General features: G+C 62.6%; 15 protein-coding genes. 13 read left to right on the top strand and 2 right to left on the bottom strand.

The genetic code is table 11. The features are described 5' to 3' along the window. Window positions 1-178 precede the first annotated feature (178 nt). From secG to AC0L3H_RS08220, 7 genes are all read left to right on the top strand, one after another. On the top strand, window positions 179-637 hold the full coding sequence (gene secG, locus AC0L3H_RS08250; protein ID WP_023801242.1) for a preprotein translocase subunit SecG: 459 nt from the start codon (window positions 179-181) through the stop codon (window positions 635-637). A gap of 211 nt (window positions 638-848) precedes the next feature. Beyond that, window positions 849-1,967, top strand: coding sequence for a L,D-transpeptidase (locus AC0L3H_RS08245; protein WP_473585126.1), 1,119 nt, complete (start codon window positions 849-851; stop codon window positions 1,965-1,967). A 136-nt stretch (window positions 1,968-2,103) separates the two neighbouring features. Then, complete coding sequence (locus AC0L3H_RS08240) at window positions 2,104-3,741, top strand: CTP synthase (protein ID WP_084833810.1); 1,638 nt, start codon at window positions 2,104-2,106, stop codon at window positions 3,739-3,741. Between the two features lie 33 nt (window positions 3,742-3,774). After that, window positions 3,775-4,314: a DUF1697 domain-containing protein gene (locus AC0L3H_RS08235; protein WP_473585125.1), complete on the top strand. Its 540-nt coding sequence runs from the start codon at window positions 3,775-3,777 to the stop codon at window positions 4,312-4,314. A 286-nt stretch (window positions 4,315-4,600) separates the two neighbouring features. Further along, window positions 4,601-4,852 (top strand): type II toxin-antitoxin system Phd/YefM family antitoxin, encoded by a 252-nt coding sequence (locus tag AC0L3H_RS08230; protein ID WP_473585124.1) that lies wholly within the window; start codon window positions 4,601-4,603, stop codon window positions 4,850-4,852. After that, window positions 4,849-5,283 carry a PIN domain-containing protein gene (locus tag AC0L3H_RS08225; RefSeq protein ID WP_473585123.1) on the top strand — a complete coding sequence of 145 codons (435 nt, stop codon included), beginning with the start codon at window positions 4,849-4,851 and terminating at the stop codon, window positions 5,281-5,283. The genes AC0L3H_RS08230 and AC0L3H_RS08225 overlap by 4 nt, the downstream gene beginning before the upstream one ends. Before the next feature lie 254 nt (window positions 5,284-5,537). Continuing rightward, a complete protein-coding gene (locus AC0L3H_RS08220; protein ID WP_473585261.1) occupies window positions 5,538-5,840 on the top strand; it encodes a DUF982 domain-containing protein in 303 nt (100 codons plus the stop codon). 60 nt (window positions 5,841-5,900) lie between these two features. Here the strand turns inward: AC0L3H_RS08220 and AC0L3H_RS08215 are convergent, their stop codons facing one another. Further along, window positions 5,901-6,683, bottom strand: coding sequence for a response regulator (locus tag AC0L3H_RS08215; RefSeq protein ID WP_473585122.1), 783 nt, complete (start codon window positions 6,681-6,683; stop codon window positions 5,901-5,903). A gap of 125 nt (window positions 6,684-6,808) precedes the next feature. Here AC0L3H_RS08215 and AC0L3H_RS08210 point away from each other — a divergent pair, with 125 nt between their 5' ends. From AC0L3H_RS08210 to AC0L3H_RS08190, 5 genes are all read left to right on the top strand, one after another. Further along, complete coding sequence (locus AC0L3H_RS08210) at window positions 6,809-7,831, top strand: cytochrome-c peroxidase (RefSeq protein WP_473585121.1); 1,023 nt, start codon at window positions 6,809-6,811, stop codon at window positions 7,829-7,831. Continuing rightward, entirely contained in the window at window positions 7,828-10,350 is a 2,523-nt protein-coding gene (locus AC0L3H_RS08205) for a two-component system VirA-like sensor kinase (RefSeq protein WP_473585120.1), read from the top strand. The genes AC0L3H_RS08210 and AC0L3H_RS08205 overlap by 4 nt, the downstream gene beginning before the upstream one ends. A 170-nt stretch (window positions 10,351-10,520) precedes the next feature. After that, a complete protein-coding gene (locus tag AC0L3H_RS08200) occupies window positions 10,521-11,027 on the top strand; it encodes a hypothetical protein (RefSeq protein WP_473585119.1) in 507 nt (168 codons plus the stop codon). Between the two features lie 226 nt (window positions 11,028-11,253). Continuing rightward, the gene (locus tag AC0L3H_RS08195; protein ID WP_473585118.1) at window positions 11,254-12,129 is read left to right on the top strand and encodes a class I SAM-dependent methyltransferase; all 876 of its coding nucleotides are present in this window, start codon (window positions 11,254-11,256) and stop codon (window positions 12,127-12,129) included. 14 nt (window positions 12,130-12,143) lie between these two features. Beyond that, window positions 12,144-12,674, top strand: a complete 531-nt coding sequence (locus AC0L3H_RS08190; RefSeq protein WP_473585117.1) for a cupin domain-containing protein — start codon at window positions 12,144-12,146, stop codon at window positions 12,672-12,674. Window positions 12,675-12,758: 84 nt separating this feature from the next. Here AC0L3H_RS08190 and AC0L3H_RS08185 read toward each other — a convergent pair whose 3' ends face one another. Then, on the bottom strand, window positions 12,759-13,442 hold the full coding sequence (locus AC0L3H_RS08185) for a TetR/AcrR family transcriptional regulator (RefSeq protein WP_473585260.1): 684 nt from the start codon (window positions 13,440-13,442) through the stop codon (window positions 12,759-12,761). Window positions 13,443-13,573: 131 nt separating this feature from the next. Here AC0L3H_RS08185 and AC0L3H_RS08180 point away from each other — a divergent pair, with 131 nt between their 5' ends. Next, the gene (locus tag AC0L3H_RS08180; RefSeq protein ID WP_473585116.1) at window positions 13,574-14,599 is read left to right on the top strand and encodes an efflux RND transporter periplasmic adaptor subunit; all 1,026 of its coding nucleotides are present in this window, start codon (window positions 13,574-13,576) and stop codon (window positions 14,597-14,599) included. Window positions 14,600-14,605: the final 6 nt, after the last annotated feature.

Here is a 14,605-nt window from a genome sequence, read left to right as displayed (position 1 = left end):
AGCATCGAAAGGCTGTCGGGCACTTCGGATACTGTGCCGCAGCGGAAAATGTTGCAACGGCCGCATTGCTTCCCATATTCCGGCCACGGGCTTGGAATTGCCGTCAAAGCATTGTATTGAGCCGCCTCCAAATCACCGGTCGTATCTGCGGCCGCGCAAGGCTTTGCCAGGATAAATTATGGAAACCGTACTGATCGTCGTTCACCTCATGGTCGTGCTCGCTCTTGTCGGCGTGGTGCTGCTGCAGCGCTCCGAAGGCGGCGGCCTCGGCATCGGCGGCGGATCGGGCTTCATGACCGCGCGCGGCGCCGCCAACGCGCTGACGCGGGCGACGGCGATCCTGGCGGCGGCGTTCTTCGCCACCTCGCTGACCTTGTCGATCGTCGCCCGTTACGGCGAGAAGCCGATCGACATTCTCGATCGCGTGCCTGTGACGAACGGCGGGGGCGGCGTGCTCAACCAGTTGCCTGGCACCACGACGCCGACACCGCCGTCCGGCAATACGGCGCCAACGCCGCCTTCCGGCAATGATGCCGCAGCCCCGGCCCCCGCTGCACCGCCAGCGGCGGGAGCGACCACGCCGCCGGCCACAAACGGCGCCACCCAGCCAGTAACACCGCAGGTTCCAAACCAGTAATCAGCAGACGTCCGGCGCCGCGATCTGTTGTTGTTTGAACACAGTCGCGGCAAATGCCGCACGATCGCGAGGATTCGACCGGGCGCGGCACGCCAGGGCGCTTGAGGCGTCTCCGATTAATCGATTATAGATTGCGCGCGGCACATTCGGGGTCCTTGGGGGACGCCGGGCGACGCCGTGGCAACAAGCATTGAACGATCGGATCTTCGCCATGCAGCTTCGCAGCTTCATTTTAGCCGGCCTTTGGGCCGTGCTCAGCCTTGGTGCGCCCGCTTACGCGGCCATGCCGGCGGGCAATTCGGCCCCTAAATCCGCAGTCACAACTGACGTCGTCAACGTCGCCGCCAAAAGCGATGCGGCGCAACTAAGGCTGCTCAAGAAGAAAAAAGACCCGAGCGCGGCAGATCTTGCCCAGATCAGGAGGATCGAGGCCAAGATCGCGGCTGACAAGCAAGCTGCTCGAGTAAAGGCGATCGAGGCAAGGAAGCTGGCGATGCGCGAGGCGGCCAAAGCCAGGTCGGACGCGGAACGGCAGGCGTTTCTTGCCAGGAAGGGCCTCGCCAAGAAGGATAAGTCCGCTGGCAAGGCCAGGCTGGCCGATGCCAGGCCGGTCAAGATCATCGAACCGATTCAACCCATCGCTGCAATCCAGTCGGCCGAGGCAATTCCCGCCGAGGCCATGAACGTTGCGCTGACCGGCAACAACGGGGAATTGCGCAGCGAGCCGGTCGGGCAGAAGCCGCAGCGCGTCGGGCTGTTCGCCGGCCTGTTCGGCGGCACGTCCCCGTCGATGTCGCTGCTCCCCGAGACCCGCGCCCTCGATGCCGCGCTCGCCAGCAAGGAAGCCAGGAAGCAGTTCAAGGTGAAGCCGGAGTTCGTGCCGCAAGAGGTCGAGTTCACCGGCTATAGCCCCGGCACCATCGTCATCGATACGAGTGCGCGCCGCCTCTATCTCGTCGAATCCTCCTGGACCGCCCGCCGTTATGCGATTGCGGTCGGTCGTGACGGCCTGCAGTTCAAGGGCACGGTCGCCGTCGGCGACAAGCAGGAATGGCCCCGCTGGATCCCGACGCTCGACATGCAGAAGCGTGAGCCGAAGAATTACGGCCGGTACAAGGACGGCATGCCCGGCGGCGGCGATAACCCGCTCGGCGCGCGCGCCATCTATCTCTACGACGGCAGGAAGGACACCCATCTGCGCATTCACGGCACCATTGCGCCGCAGTCGATCGGGACGAGCTCCTCCAACGGCTGTTTCCGCATGATCAACGAGCACGTCATGGACCTTTATCGCAGGGTGAAAGTGGGCACCAAGGTCGTCATCATCTGACGCCTTGACGGGTCAACAAAAGGGCCGGCCTCGCCGGCCCTTTTGCTTTGGTTCGAGCATCATCAGGGCGCCTTCTTGGGAAAAAGCCTTCGCGGCGGTTTTTTCTCTGGCGGAATCAATTCGGCCGCGTTAAGCGATGACTCCCATGGCGCGATATGTATTCATCACAGGCGGCGTGGTTTCCTCACTCGGAAAAGGCATCGCTGCAGCGGCCCTTGGGGCTCTCTTGCAGGCGCGAGGCTATCGCGCGCGCATCAAGAAGCTTGATCCCTATCTCAATGTCGATCCCGGCACGATGTCGCCATACCAGCATGGCGAAGTCTTCGTGACGGATGACGGCGCCGAGACCGATCTCGATCTTGGCCATTATGAGCGGTTCACCGGCCGCTCCGCCAACCAGCAGGACAACATCACCACGGGCCGCATCTACAAGAACATCATCGAGCGGGAGCGACGCGGCGATTATCTTGGCGCCACCGTGCAGGTCATTCCGCACGTCACCGACGAGATCAAGAATTTCATTCTCAACGGCAATGACGATTATGACTTCGTCCTGTGCGAGATCGGCGGCACCGTCGGCGACATCGAGGCGATGCCGTTTCTGGAGGCGATCCGTCAACTTGGCAACGACCTGCCGCGCAACAACGCCGTCTACGTGCACCTGACACTGATGCCCTATATTCCGACGGCGGGCGAATTGAAGACCAAGCCGACCCAGCATTCGGTCAAGGAATTGCGCGGCATCGGCATCGCGCCCGACATCTTGCTGGTCCGCGCCGACCGCCCCATCCCCAGGGAAGAGCGCCGCAAACTGTCGCTGTTCTGCAATGTGCGCGAGAGCGCGGTCATCCAGGCGCTCGACGTGCCGCACATCTACGACGTGCCGATGGCCTATCACAATGAAGGGCTGGATTCGGAAGTGCTCGCCGCTTTCGGCATCGATCCGGCGCCGAAGCCGCGGATGGAGCCCTGGCAAGCGGTGTCCAAACGCATCCACAACCCGGAGGGCGAGGTGACCATCGCCGTCGTCGGCAAATATACCGGCCTCAAGGACGCCTACAAATCGCTGATCGAGGCGCTGTCGCATGGCGGTCTCGCCAACCGCGTCAAGGTCAAGCTCGACTGGATCGAGAGCGAGATATTCGAGAAGGAAGACCCGGCGCCGTGGCTGGAAAAGGTCCACGGCATTCTGGTCCCCGGCGGTTTTGGCGAGCGCGGCGCGGAAGGCAAGATCCTTGCGGCGAAGTTCGCCCGCGAGCGAAAAGTGCCGTATTTCGGCATCTGCTTCGGCATGCAGATGGCCTGCATCGAGGCAGCGCGTTCGCTGGCCGGCGTCAATCATGCCTCGTCGACCGAATTCGGTCCGACCGAGGAACCGGTCGTCGGCCTGATGACGGAATGGCTGAAAGGCAACATGCTGGAGAAGCGCAGGGAAACCGGCGATCTCGGCGGCACCATGCGGCTCGGTGCCTATCAGGCGGACCTCGCCAGGGGCTCGAAGATCGCCGAGATCTATGGCGACACGCAGATTTCCGAGCGCCACCGCCACCGCTACGAGGTCAATGTCGACTACAAGGAGCGGCTAGAAGATTGCGGCCTGGTTTTTGCCGGCATGTCGCCGGACGGCGTGCTGCCGGAAACGGTCGAATATCCCGACCATCCCTGGTTCATCGGCGTGCAATATCATCCCGAGCTGAAAAGCCGGCCGCTTGACCCGCACCCGCTGTTTGCCAGCTTCATCGAGGCGGCGGTGGAGCAGAGCCGCTTGGTCTAAATCGACAGGCTATCGTGAGATATCCGGGCTAGCATGCAAACCTACGTCGCTCTGCTTTACAGCATCGTCCTGGGCGAGGGGCGGCGTGTCGTCATGTCCGATCTCAGGGCCATGACAGAAGGCCTGGGCCTGAACAACCCGCGCACGCTGGTGGCGACCGGCAATCTGGTTTTCGAGACGAAAGAAACAGAGATTGCCGTGCTGGAGCGCCGATTGGAGACGGCGTTCCAAAAGACTTTTGGCCGCCATGTCGACATCATCGTGCGCCGCGCGGATGACTGGTTGAAGCTTGCGGCCGGCAATCCGTTTCCCGCCGAATCGGCTGCCGCCGCGGATCAGGTAGCGGTGCGCGTGATGCGCAAGCCCGTTGCCGCTGAGGCCGTTGCGGCGCTGGAGGCCTATATCGGCATGGATGAGCGGATGCAGGCCGTCGGCGGTGACATCTGGATATTCTTTTCGCGCGAGGTGCCAAGCTCGCGTCTTGTGGCGGCGATAAGCCATAAACGGCTCGGCATCGGCACCTCGCGCAACTGGAACACCGTGCGCAAATTGGCCGAAATGGTCGGTGGATAGGGCTTCCCCTTCTCCCCGTATAGCGACGGGGAGAAAGACGCCTCGGAAAAGATTTCGCCAATTTCCAGCGTTGCGGAAAGGGTGCCAAGGTTGCCGCCAGCCCCCTTCTCCCCGTTCACTCTCCCTGGGAGAGGTAAATGGAAATCCTGGCGTCGAAACTGTCCGCGACTTCCTTCGAGATGCGATCGAAGTTTTGGAATGGCCTGTTCTCCGGGAAGGGTCCACTTGCAATCGACGACGGATTTGCTAGGTGTAGTTGCGTGCAACCACAATGGAGGCAACAGCAGTGAAACACATCAACATTCGCGAAGCCAAGGCCACTTTGACGGCACTCGTCGATGCGGCCGAGGCCGGCGAACCGATCACGATCACGAGGCACGGCAAGCCAGTGGCAGCTATCGTTCCGATCGACGAAGCGAGGAAGATTTACCCCGAGAAGCCCAGCCTTGCGGAATACCTGCTGTCGTTCCCCGGTTGGCCCGAGGGCTTCGAACCGGAGCGCGACCGCACCCAACAAAGCCGCGAGGTAAACCTTTGACCTCATACCTTTTCGACACCTCGGTGCTGTCGGCGACCGCGCCGGGAAAGCCTCCGCTGCCCCCGAATGCGGCAGCTTGGCTATTGCAGCAGACGGGCAACTTGTTTGTGCCTGCCTTTGCCCTCCACGAACTTCGGAGAGGCATCGCCAAGCTCGACCGCTCGGGAGCCACGGCGAAAGCTCAGACGCTAATGGCGTGGCTGCAGGGCATCATGACGGACTACAGCGCGGAAATCTTGCCGATCGATGCGGCGGTGGCGTTGGAGGCAGGCCTCATGGAAGACGCCGCCACAGCCGCAGGGAGCCATCCAGGGCTGGCTGACATTCTCATCGCTGCGACCGCTAAAGCGAACTCCTTGACGCTCCTGACTGGGAACCTGAGACACTTCCAGCCCTTAGGAGTTCCCTGCCTCGATCCGCTGGCGCTTTGACGGAGAAGAGACCCCAAATGGGTCTGCTGCGGCTAGCCAAATCCGGCTTCGCTACCGCCGACCTATACGACACGGTGGGACACGACCTCGCCACATGTTTGTCATGTTTGGTGATTCGATTTCGGTCGCGTGATGTGAAAGACTTCGTTTTTGGCCCGACTTTTTCATCATAGGGCCTGTTTGCCGGAAACCACATGGTCAACAGTGAGTTTATAGGTTCGATCAGGCACATAGCGATCGACCGGGAGGAAACAATGAATCGCCTGCAATTCTTTACGCCTGTGCGGATTTCGCGCGGGCAGGAAAGTCCTGCCGAAGAAATTGATAGCGTAGCCGAAGCGATGGAGTTCTTGCGTAGATGGCCAGTCGGCCGGCGTGGGCCAGTCTACCAATGCGCGGTGAATTGCTGCTCCGCGGCTCTGGCGGGCAGGATGTCGGCAGAGGAAGCAAGGAAGGCTTTTACCGGCTTCGCCCGCATCACGCGCTTGCTCGACGACGACATGGCTCTGCCGATAGGCGGCGGCAATGTTGACAGCGTGCATGCGCTGAGGCGATGAACGTTCCTATTTGACCCCTGCCAGGAACGGGGCGTCGGCAAAGTCACAGCACCTCGAAAGTCACTGCACCTCGACCGGGGCAGCGAAGACGTAGCCAGCGCCCCGCTCGGTGACAATGAGTTTCGGCTCGCTCGGGCTGACCTCGAGCTTGCGGCGCAGTCGCAGTATCTGCACATCGATACTGCGGTCAAACACCTCTTCGTCGTGAATCCTGCTGGCAGCGAGAAGCTGCTCGCGGCTCAGGATCTGTTGCGGCGATTGCAGGAAGGCTGCCAGCAGGTTGAACTCGCCGGCGGTCAGCGGCGTCGCTTCGCCGGCAGGCGACCTCAGGCGCCGCATCCGCATGTCGAGTTCCCAGCCGGCAAAGCGGTAACGCTTGGGCTTCTTGCCAGGCGACTGCTGGCGTGTTGACCCCGATCGCCGCAGCACGGCGCGAACGCGCGCAAGCAGTTCCCTGAGGCTGAAGGGCTTGGTGATGTAGTCGTCAGCCCCGAGTTCCAGGCCGACGACGCGATCCACTTCGTCGCGCCTGTGGCCGGTGATGATGATGATGGGCGGCGCTTCCGGCGGACTGCCGAGTTGCCGCATGATTTCAAACCCGTCCTCGTCGGCAAGCCGCATGTCGAGGAGCACCAGGTCTACCGGTCTTTCATTGAGGACGCGCGACATGGCCCGGCTGTCGGCAACAGCGCTAACCCTGAAATTCTCGCTCTCCAGGTAATTGGTGAGCATCTCGCGAATTTCGGGGTCGTCATCGACGACAAGAATATGCTTCGCCGCCGCTGCCTGTTCGATTGTGCCTTTCGACTGCTCTTCGTAGCGAGTGTTCTGTTCGGCTGACATCTCAGACCGTCCGCAGGTATGGAACCCATGACCGAGCCGTTGCTTTATTAGACTTAACGCCGATTAACGGCGATTTGTTGGTAAGCACCGATAATCTTCGTGATCGGATACCACAGGCTCACTCGATGGCGTATGGGCAGATTGGTAAGGTTCGGGCGGGGCTTTTGGTTCCGCTTTGCCTGGCAGCGGCGGCACCGTTTGCGTTGGCCCTGGTCAATCAGCCGGCCGCTCCGATCGGCGAGCCGATTGCTCCGATAACGGGCACTGGTCCTTCCGACCAGGCGAAGATCGCCCTTGGCGAGAGCCTGTTCAACGATGTCCGGCTGTCGCATGACGATGTCATCGCCTGCAGCGGTTGCCACAGGCTCGATTTCAGCGGCGACGACGGCAGGGCTCGTTCTGCGGCGGCGGATGGCGGGCAGCTCGATTTCAACGCGCCGACTGTCTTCAGCGCATCGCTCAATTTCCGGCTGAACTGGCGCGGCAATTCCCGCACTGTCGAGGAGCAAAACGAGGCAGTCCTGCTCGATGACAGGCTGATGAACACGAGTTGGGAAGAATTGCTGCCGAAACTGCGTTCCGACCCGGACTATTCGCGGCGGTTCGTGACGCTCTACGGCGCGGCTCCCGGCCGGACCCATGTGCTCGACGCCCTGGCCATCTTTCAACGCTCGCTGATCACGCCCAACGCCCGTTTCGACCGCTATCTCAAGGGCGAGCGCGACGCCATCACGGCGGACGAGGAGCATGGCTATCAATTGTTCAAGGCGTTTGGCTGCATCGCTTGCCATCAGGGCGCCAATGTCGGCGGCAATCTGTTTCAGAAGTTCGGCATCTTTCGGAATCCCTTCGCCGGTCAGAAAACCTTGTCCCAGGCGGATCTCGGCCGCTTCGCCATTACCGGCGTCGAGCGCGACCGCCATGTCTTCCGCGTTCCCAGCCTGCGCAATGTCGCGGTGACGGCGCCGTATTTCCACGACGGCCGCACCGCATCGCTCGCAGACGCAGTGAAGATCATGGCGCGAAGCCAGCTCGGCCGGGAACTCGACCAGCGCGATACCGATCTCATCGTCAAGTTCCTTGCGACGCTGACGGGCGAATATCGCGGCCAGCCGTTGACCAGCGCAGCCGATCGTCTGCAGCAATGAAGTCGCTACCCATCCTGGCGCCGGTCGTCGCGTGCCTGCTCATCGTCCTGACCTTCCTCCTGCTGCAGGGCGCGGCTCCTGATGCCGCGCGCCACGAACGCACGCTCGACGCTCTCAGGACCGTCATCCTCTATAACGCTGCCCTGCAGCGCGACGTGTTGCGGGCACGGGCGGGGCTGTTGCGCAGCTACGATCCGCTTGTGCGGTCGATCGAGAACCTGAATGAGGCGACGCGGACGCTGCCGGCTGTCAGAGATGTCGCAGGCGGCGAAGCACGGGCGGACATCGAGAGGCGGATTGCCGATGTCATCGCCGCGGTGCGCGACGAGGAAACGCTCGTCGAGGCGTTCAAGTCGGACAACGCGCTGCTGCAGAACTCTTTGAACTATTTCAACTATATGAGCGGCCGGCTCACGACCGAGGGCGACGGCCTTCGAGCGGTCGAGATCGGAGCTCTGATGATCGCCATGTCGCGGTTCATCAGCGATCCCCGGCCGGAGGCGGCAAGGCCAGTGACCGCCTCGCTTGACCGGCTGGCCAGGCCATCCGTCGATGCCGTGGCTGCAAGCGATGTCCGCTCCCTTGTCTCCCACGGCCGGCTTATCGTCAGCAGGCTTCCGGCGGTCGACGATCTCGTCTCCCGCCTGCAGACTGCGCCAACGAGCGAACGGGCCCGCGCTCTGCAGGACCTGTATCTCGATATGCATGGGCGCGCCGCGGCACGGGCTGCGCGGTTCCAGACGCTGCTCTACGTCGCGGCGCTGGTCCTGGTGGGCTATGTGGCTTACCTGTTCGCTCGCCTGCGCCACAATGCGCGGATCCTGCGCGAGCGGCTGGAATTCGAAGGCTTGATCGCTTCGATCTCGACACAGTTCATCAATCTGCCGCGTGACCGCATCCGGGCCGGGATCAGCAAGGGCCTCGCGCGCCTGGTGGAACATGCCGGGCTCGACGGTGCCCAGATTTTCGTCAGCCGCACATACGATGCCGATCTTTCCAGCGGCTATTTCTATCGCCGTCCGAGCGGAAGCTCGACGGCCCGCCTGCCGAACGATTTGATCGAACTGGCTTCACACTGGACGCTCGCGGACCATGAACGGCAAGGCTGCATCGACGTCCCCCGCGTCGGCGAGCTTCCCGAGGGGCGGGAGAAGGCATGCCTGCAGGCGCATCAAATTCGATCGTGGCTGTGCATACCGATGTGGCATGCCGAAGAGCGGCTGGGTTTTCTGGCTCTCGATGGCTTAACGCACGAAAAGCATTGGACCGACGACGACATCGCGCTGCTGCGCACCGCCGCCGAGATCTTCGCCAATGCCATCGCGCGCCAACACAACGAACGGGAACGCGAAGCGCTGCAGGCGCGGCTCAACCAATCGCAGCGGCTGGAAGCAATCGGAACGCTGGCCGGCGGCATAGCGCACGAGTTCAACAACATTCTCAGCGCCGTCCTCGGCTATAGCGAGATGGCGCTGGTGGTGCTGCTGAAGGAGTCTCGTGCGCGGCGCTACGTCCAGCAGATCATGAAGGCCGGCAGGCGGGCGCAGGACGTCACGGAACAGATCCTTGCCTTCAGTCGTCGCCGCGAGCGGCAGCATCACGCGCTGCGGGTGCAGCCCGTGATTGCGGAGGCGGTCGATCTGCTGCGCGCCTCGTCCCCCGCCACGCTTGCAGTGGAGACGCATCTTGCAGCCACGGATGCCGCGATGACGGGCGATCCGACCGAGCTTCAGCAGGTGGTGATGAATCTCGGCACCAACGCGGCGCATGCGATGAACAGCCGCGGATTATTGGAGATCGCTCTCGACATGTTTGAGATCGTCGAGGCGCAGGCGCTGTCGCACGGCAACCTGCCTGCCGGCCGCTATATCCGCCTTGCCGTCAGGGACAGCGGCAGCGGCATGGATCAGGCGACTCTCGAGCGCATCTTCGAGCCGTTCTTCACGACCAAGCTGGCAGGGCACGGCACCGGGCTCGGCCTGTCGACGGTGCACGGAATTGTCGCGGCACATCGGGGTGCGGTGGACGTGAAGAGCCAACTGGGCCAAGGCACGACCTTCAAGATTTATTTTCCGCAGATCGAACCCGCTTCAGCCCAAGCGGATGAGGGCGATGGCGAGGCCACCGAGGTTCTGGTCGAGTATGGCAACGGCGAGACGATCCTGGTTGTCGATGACGATACGCCGCTGATGCAACTTGCCGAGGAGATGCTCGCCGCGCTGGGCTACGAGCCGGTCGGGTTCGACCGCAGCCCCGCGGCTCTCAATGCCTTCCGTGCCGATCCGGGGCGCTTCGACCTGGTGCTGACGGACGAGGTCATGCCTGACATGACCGGGGTCGAGCTCTCCGGCAAGTTGCATGAGATCCGGTCTGACCTGCCAATTGTCCTGATGACCGGTTACGGCCGCACGCCGCGATCGCGTCAACTGATGGCGGCCGGCATAAGCGAAGTCATCAAGAAACCGCTGCTGTCGGCCTCTGTTGCACAATGCCTTGCCCGCCATCTGCATCCAGGCTGATCACGGTCGGCCGGGTCCTCGTTACAACCGTAACCAAAATTCCGCCTGGCTGAAATCAACCTGTAGCCGGGCCCTTCGATGTTCCAGTCCAGGCCCGGACCATAATCCTGAGAAGAGCAGGATCCCGAGAAGACCATGGCCCGAAAATTGGAAACCGGTAGGAGAAGCTGATGACACGATGGGCTCTCATCGGAATTGCCGCCCTTGGCCTGAGCGGGCTGCTCGCCACCGTAACGCTCGACCCCAGTGAGATGGGTGCGGCGACGGCGACCGATTCGATCGAGCGCGGTCGATACCTGGCAAAGATAGGTGGCTGCAACGATTGCCACACGCCAAATTATCTGGAGAAGGCCGGCAACGTTCCGGAGGATCGATGGCTGATCGGCGACTCGCTTGGCTTCAATGGGCCGTGGGGCACGACCTACCCGACGAATCTTCGCCAGCTTTTGCGGACCATGGGCGAGGACGACTGGGTACGGTCAGCGCGTACAGTCGAGACGCGCCCGCCTATGCCGTGGTTCAACCTGCGTGCCATGACCGAGCCCGACCTGCGCGCCATCCACCGATATGTGCTTTCGCTGCCGGCGGACGATACGCCGGTTCCGGACTATGTGCCGCCCGATCGTCCGCCGAAGACACCGCATATTGTGTTTGTGCCGCAGGCTCCGAAGCCGTAGTCGCCTCCGAAGACGTAGTCGCCGCCGAAGATCCGGGGGCAGGGTGTTCCCCGCCTGTGCGGTACGTCAGATACGGCCGCCTGTTTCAGTCGTAACGCAATTCCCGATTCCGGAAATCACGTTGTAGCACTGATCGCCGATCGTGGCGGTCCAACCGGGGCGGTCAGATGGATGCCCGGCGATCAGGAAAAGTCAAAACCAGATAAATCGATCAGGGAGTCAAATAATGGACAATCTGCTTGGCCAATACGCGCCGAAGATCGACCGCGATCAGGGCACCACGGATCCGCGTCCCTATGCCTTGGGCTACACGGAACGTGAATTCCAGCGCCTGGAACTGCAGGGAGCGCTCATTCACGACCTTACGGAGGATTTCCTGCGCCGCGCGGGGCTGGGACCGGGTATGCGCGTGCTCGACATTGGCTGCGGCGTCGGCGACGTCTCCTTGCTGGCCGGGAAGCTGGTCGGGCCCTCGGGAAGAGTGCTCGGCGTCGATCGCTCGGCGGGGGCGGTAGACATTGCCGAGCGGCGCGCCACCCAATCCGGCCAGTGTTACTGGACACGCTTTACCACAGGCGAGCTTGATACATTCTCACCCGACGAGACTTTCGATGCGGTGATCGGCAGGCTCGTCCTGATGTATCTGCCCGATCCGGCCGCAACCCTGCGCAGGCTTGTCGGGTTTCTTCGGCCGGGCGGCATCGTCGGCTTCCAGGAAATGGCGATGCCGCTCACCCGCAGTTTTCCGGAGGCGCCGCTGTTCGGCAAATGCCGCGGCTGGATAAGCGAGACGATCGAGCGGGCAGGTTTCGAGGTCGACATGGGTGGCAGGCTGCCGATGGTCTTCGCCGGCGCAGGGCTGCCGGCGCCGCAGATGAATTCCGCCGGCCTCGCCGATAGCGGGCCCGACTCGCCGGTCTACGACTATGTTGCCGAGACCTTGCGCAGCCTGCTGCCGATGGCCGAGGCGGTCGGCGCCGCGACCGCCACCGAAATGAGGGTTGATACGCTCGCCGAGCGACTGCGCAGCGAGGCCGTCGAACAGCAGATGTGCATTATGCTGCCGCCCCTTGTCGGCGCATGGGCAAATACGCAGGGATGACGAAGGAGAGATCGATGCTCGACACTGCCGTCAGCGAGCACGCGGGCCATCTCGTCGATCCATACAATGTTGAGACGCTCGACGTGCTGGGACCTGTGGTCCAGTTTCTTACACCGCCGCGCGATGACGAGCCTTGCGTCATGCGCGGCACCATCCCGCCGGGTGTTGTCGTGCCGCTGCACAGCCACGCCGACCCGGAGACCTTCATCCAGATGTCCGGCGAGATCGAAGGGCTTTCGCAGTCGCCGGAAGGCTTCGTCTGGGTATCCATCCGGCCGGGCGATATTTTCCACGTGCCGGGCGGGGCGAAGCACGCCTTTCGGAACCTGTCGACCGGGCCGGCCGTGATGATCCTCATCAGCACGTCAACGATCGGCCGGTTCTTCCGGGAAATCGGCAAGCCGATCACCGGGGAGAGCAGGCATTCTGATCTTCCCACAGCCGATGCGATGCAGCATTTCCTGAAGACCGCCGCGGCATATGGCTACTGGAACGCAACGCCGGAAGAGAATGCGAGTGTAGGTCTTTCACCGACGCCCCGCTGATCTGGACAGCGCCGGCAACGCTTCCACGGAAGCACGCGAAGTCGCTGCGGGGATCTGTCAGGCGCGGTGGCCTGGCTCGGCGGCTCACGGGCCTGCTTCGAGGAAAGCCCGGGCAAATCCGGGTTGTGCGGCTTCTATCGTTCCATCGGGCAGCTTCAAAAGCCGGTCGATCGCGATGCCGTAGAGCCGCAGCCGATCGTCGAGCAGCCGCGCCGCCTCGTCGACATTGCCTTGCTCGGCCTTCAGCAGGGCGCGGTGCATTACATCCCGAAAGATCAGCCGCAGCTGCAAGAACATCTCGGCGAAGGCTTCCGGGTCGGGCACGTCGAAGATGCCTTCGTCGCTGCCTTTCCTGAGCAGATCGGTGATTACCGGCATGGCCAATTCCCTGCCCGCCTGGTCGACCCGATGGAAGAGGGCAAGGTTTTCGGGCCGGAACAGGACGAAAAATGTCTTGCGCATTTGCGGGGCAAGCTCGACGTTCAGCCGCCGCGAGCCGGCAAACAGGGCATTGAGCCGGCCAAGCCCATCGAGTGAGGGATCGTTGAGCACCGGCTGCAACTCGGTGAAGCTGTCGCGGGCAAGACGTGTGGCGAGCGCCTCTAGCAGGGCCTCTTTCGATGCGAAATAGTGGTAGAACGCGCCCTTCGACAGGCCGGCCTCGCGGATGATGTCGTTCACCGTCGTGTTGTCGTAGCCGCGCTCGAAGAAAAGCCGCTGGGCGCAGTCGAGGAGCTCGGCGGATCGTATCTCCGGCGGCTTTATCACTCGGGGCAAATCGAACCTCACAAAGTGCAGGTGAAGCAAGAGGAGCACGAACCGGAGCTTTATGCAACTTTTATAGACCGACGGTCGGTCTAGTGCTATCATCTGTCACCGCAGGACATTCGGATTCGACCATGAAGGAGAGTCTGTTGCGACGGATACGCTGGACGGCCAGCATCGTTGTTGTCGCGGCCGCGGCTGCTTTCGGCGCTTGGTATCTGTGGCAACCGGCCAAGGTTTCGCTGGTGACGCCACAACGCGGCGACGCGGCGGAAATCGTTTACGCGAGTGGCTCCGTCGAGCCGCGAACCTGGGCCAAGGTAACTCCGGTGGTTCGCGAAAGGATCGTCGAGCAATGCAATTGCGAGGGGTCCAGGGTTGCACAAGGCGACGTGCTCGCCAGGCTCGACGACAGCGAGGCCCGGGCCGTGCTTGGGGAACTCGAAGCGCGTCAAGCGCTTGCCCAGGAAGAGCTCCGGCGGCTGACGGTGCTTGCCGAAAGGCGTGCGGCGAGCCAGCAGGCTCTCGATCGTGCGCAGAGCGAGCTCGGCCAGATCGAAGCGCTGGTCGCCGGACAGAAGGCGCGACTTGATTCCTACGTGTTACGCGCGCCGAGCGCCGGCGTCGTGCTCAGGCAGGACGGCGAGGTGGGTGAGGTCGCCGAACTCGGCACGGTGTTGTTCTGGGTCGGCGAGCCGAAGCCGCTCCTCGTCGTCGCCGAGGTCAACGAGGAGGACATACCCCGGGTCGAGGTCGGCCAGCGCGCGCTGCTTAAATCCGACGCGTTCCCCAGGCAGAACCTGGAAGCCGTGGTCGACAGCATCACACCCAAGGGCGATCCGGTGACGAAGACCTATCGCGTCCGTTTCCGCCTGCCGGACGATACGCCGCTTCGTATCGGGATGTCGACCGACGTGAACATCGTCATCCGCGTTTCGAAAAATGCGCTGTTGATCCCGCCCGTTGCTGTGGACGGGAATAAGGTGTTCGTCGTCGAAGCCGACAAGGCCCGACGACATGAAATCCGAACCGGCATTCGCGGCACCAATGGCATCGAGGTTCTGTCGGGGCTCGATGAGAGGGCTCGCGTCGTCTCGCCCTATCCCGCCGACCTCACCGACGGCGGGCGCGTGAGCATCATCGGCGCCCAGGAGCGATGAAGCACG

Source organism: Mesorhizobium sp. WSM4816, assembly GCF_055811535.1.
The sequence above is the reverse complement of the archived record's forward strand: the minus strand, read 5'-3'. Positions and strand labels throughout refer to the sequence as shown.

What these genes read in the sequence shown, in the direction of transcription:
- secG (WP_023801242.1), top strand. Translation starts at nt 179, where the DNA reads ATGGAAACCGTACTGATCGTCGTTCACCTCATGGTCGTGCTCGCTCTT.
- AC0L3H_RS08245 (WP_473585126.1), top strand. Translation starts at nt 849, where the DNA reads ATGCAGCTTCGCAGCTTCATTTTAGCCGGCCTTTGGGCCGTGCTCAGC.
- AC0L3H_RS08240 (WP_084833810.1), top strand. Translation starts at nt 2,104, where the DNA reads ATGACTCCCATGGCGCGATATGTATTCATCACAGGCGGCGTGGTTTCC.
- AC0L3H_RS08235 (WP_473585125.1), top strand. Translation starts at nt 3,775, where the DNA reads ATGCAAACCTACGTCGCTCTGCTTTACAGCATCGTCCTGGGCGAGGGG.
- AC0L3H_RS08220 (WP_473585261.1), top strand. Translation starts at nt 5,538, where the DNA reads ATGAATCGCCTGCAATTCTTTACGCCTGTGCGGATTTCGCGCGGGCAG.
- AC0L3H_RS08215 (WP_473585122.1), bottom strand. Translation starts at nt 6,683, where the DNA reads ATGTCAGCCGAACAGAACACTCGCTACGAAGAGCAGTCGAAAGGCACA.
- AC0L3H_RS08210 (WP_473585121.1), top strand. Translation starts at nt 6,809, where the DNA reads ATGGCGTATGGGCAGATTGGTAAGGTTCGGGCGGGGCTTTTGGTTCCG.
- AC0L3H_RS08205 (WP_473585120.1), top strand. Translation starts at nt 7,828, where the DNA reads ATGAAGTCGCTACCCATCCTGGCGCCGGTCGTCGCGTGCCTGCTCATC.
- AC0L3H_RS08200 (WP_473585119.1), top strand. Translation starts at nt 10,521, where the DNA reads ATGACACGATGGGCTCTCATCGGAATTGCCGCCCTTGGCCTGAGCGGG.
- AC0L3H_RS08195 (WP_473585118.1), top strand. Translation starts at nt 11,254, where the DNA reads ATGGACAATCTGCTTGGCCAATACGCGCCGAAGATCGACCGCGATCAG.
- AC0L3H_RS08190 (WP_473585117.1), top strand. Translation starts at nt 12,144, where the DNA reads ATGCTCGACACTGCCGTCAGCGAGCACGCGGGCCATCTCGTCGATCCA.
- AC0L3H_RS08180 (WP_473585116.1), top strand. Translation starts at nt 13,574, where the DNA reads ATGAAGGAGAGTCTGTTGCGACGGATACGCTGGACGGCCAGCATCGTT.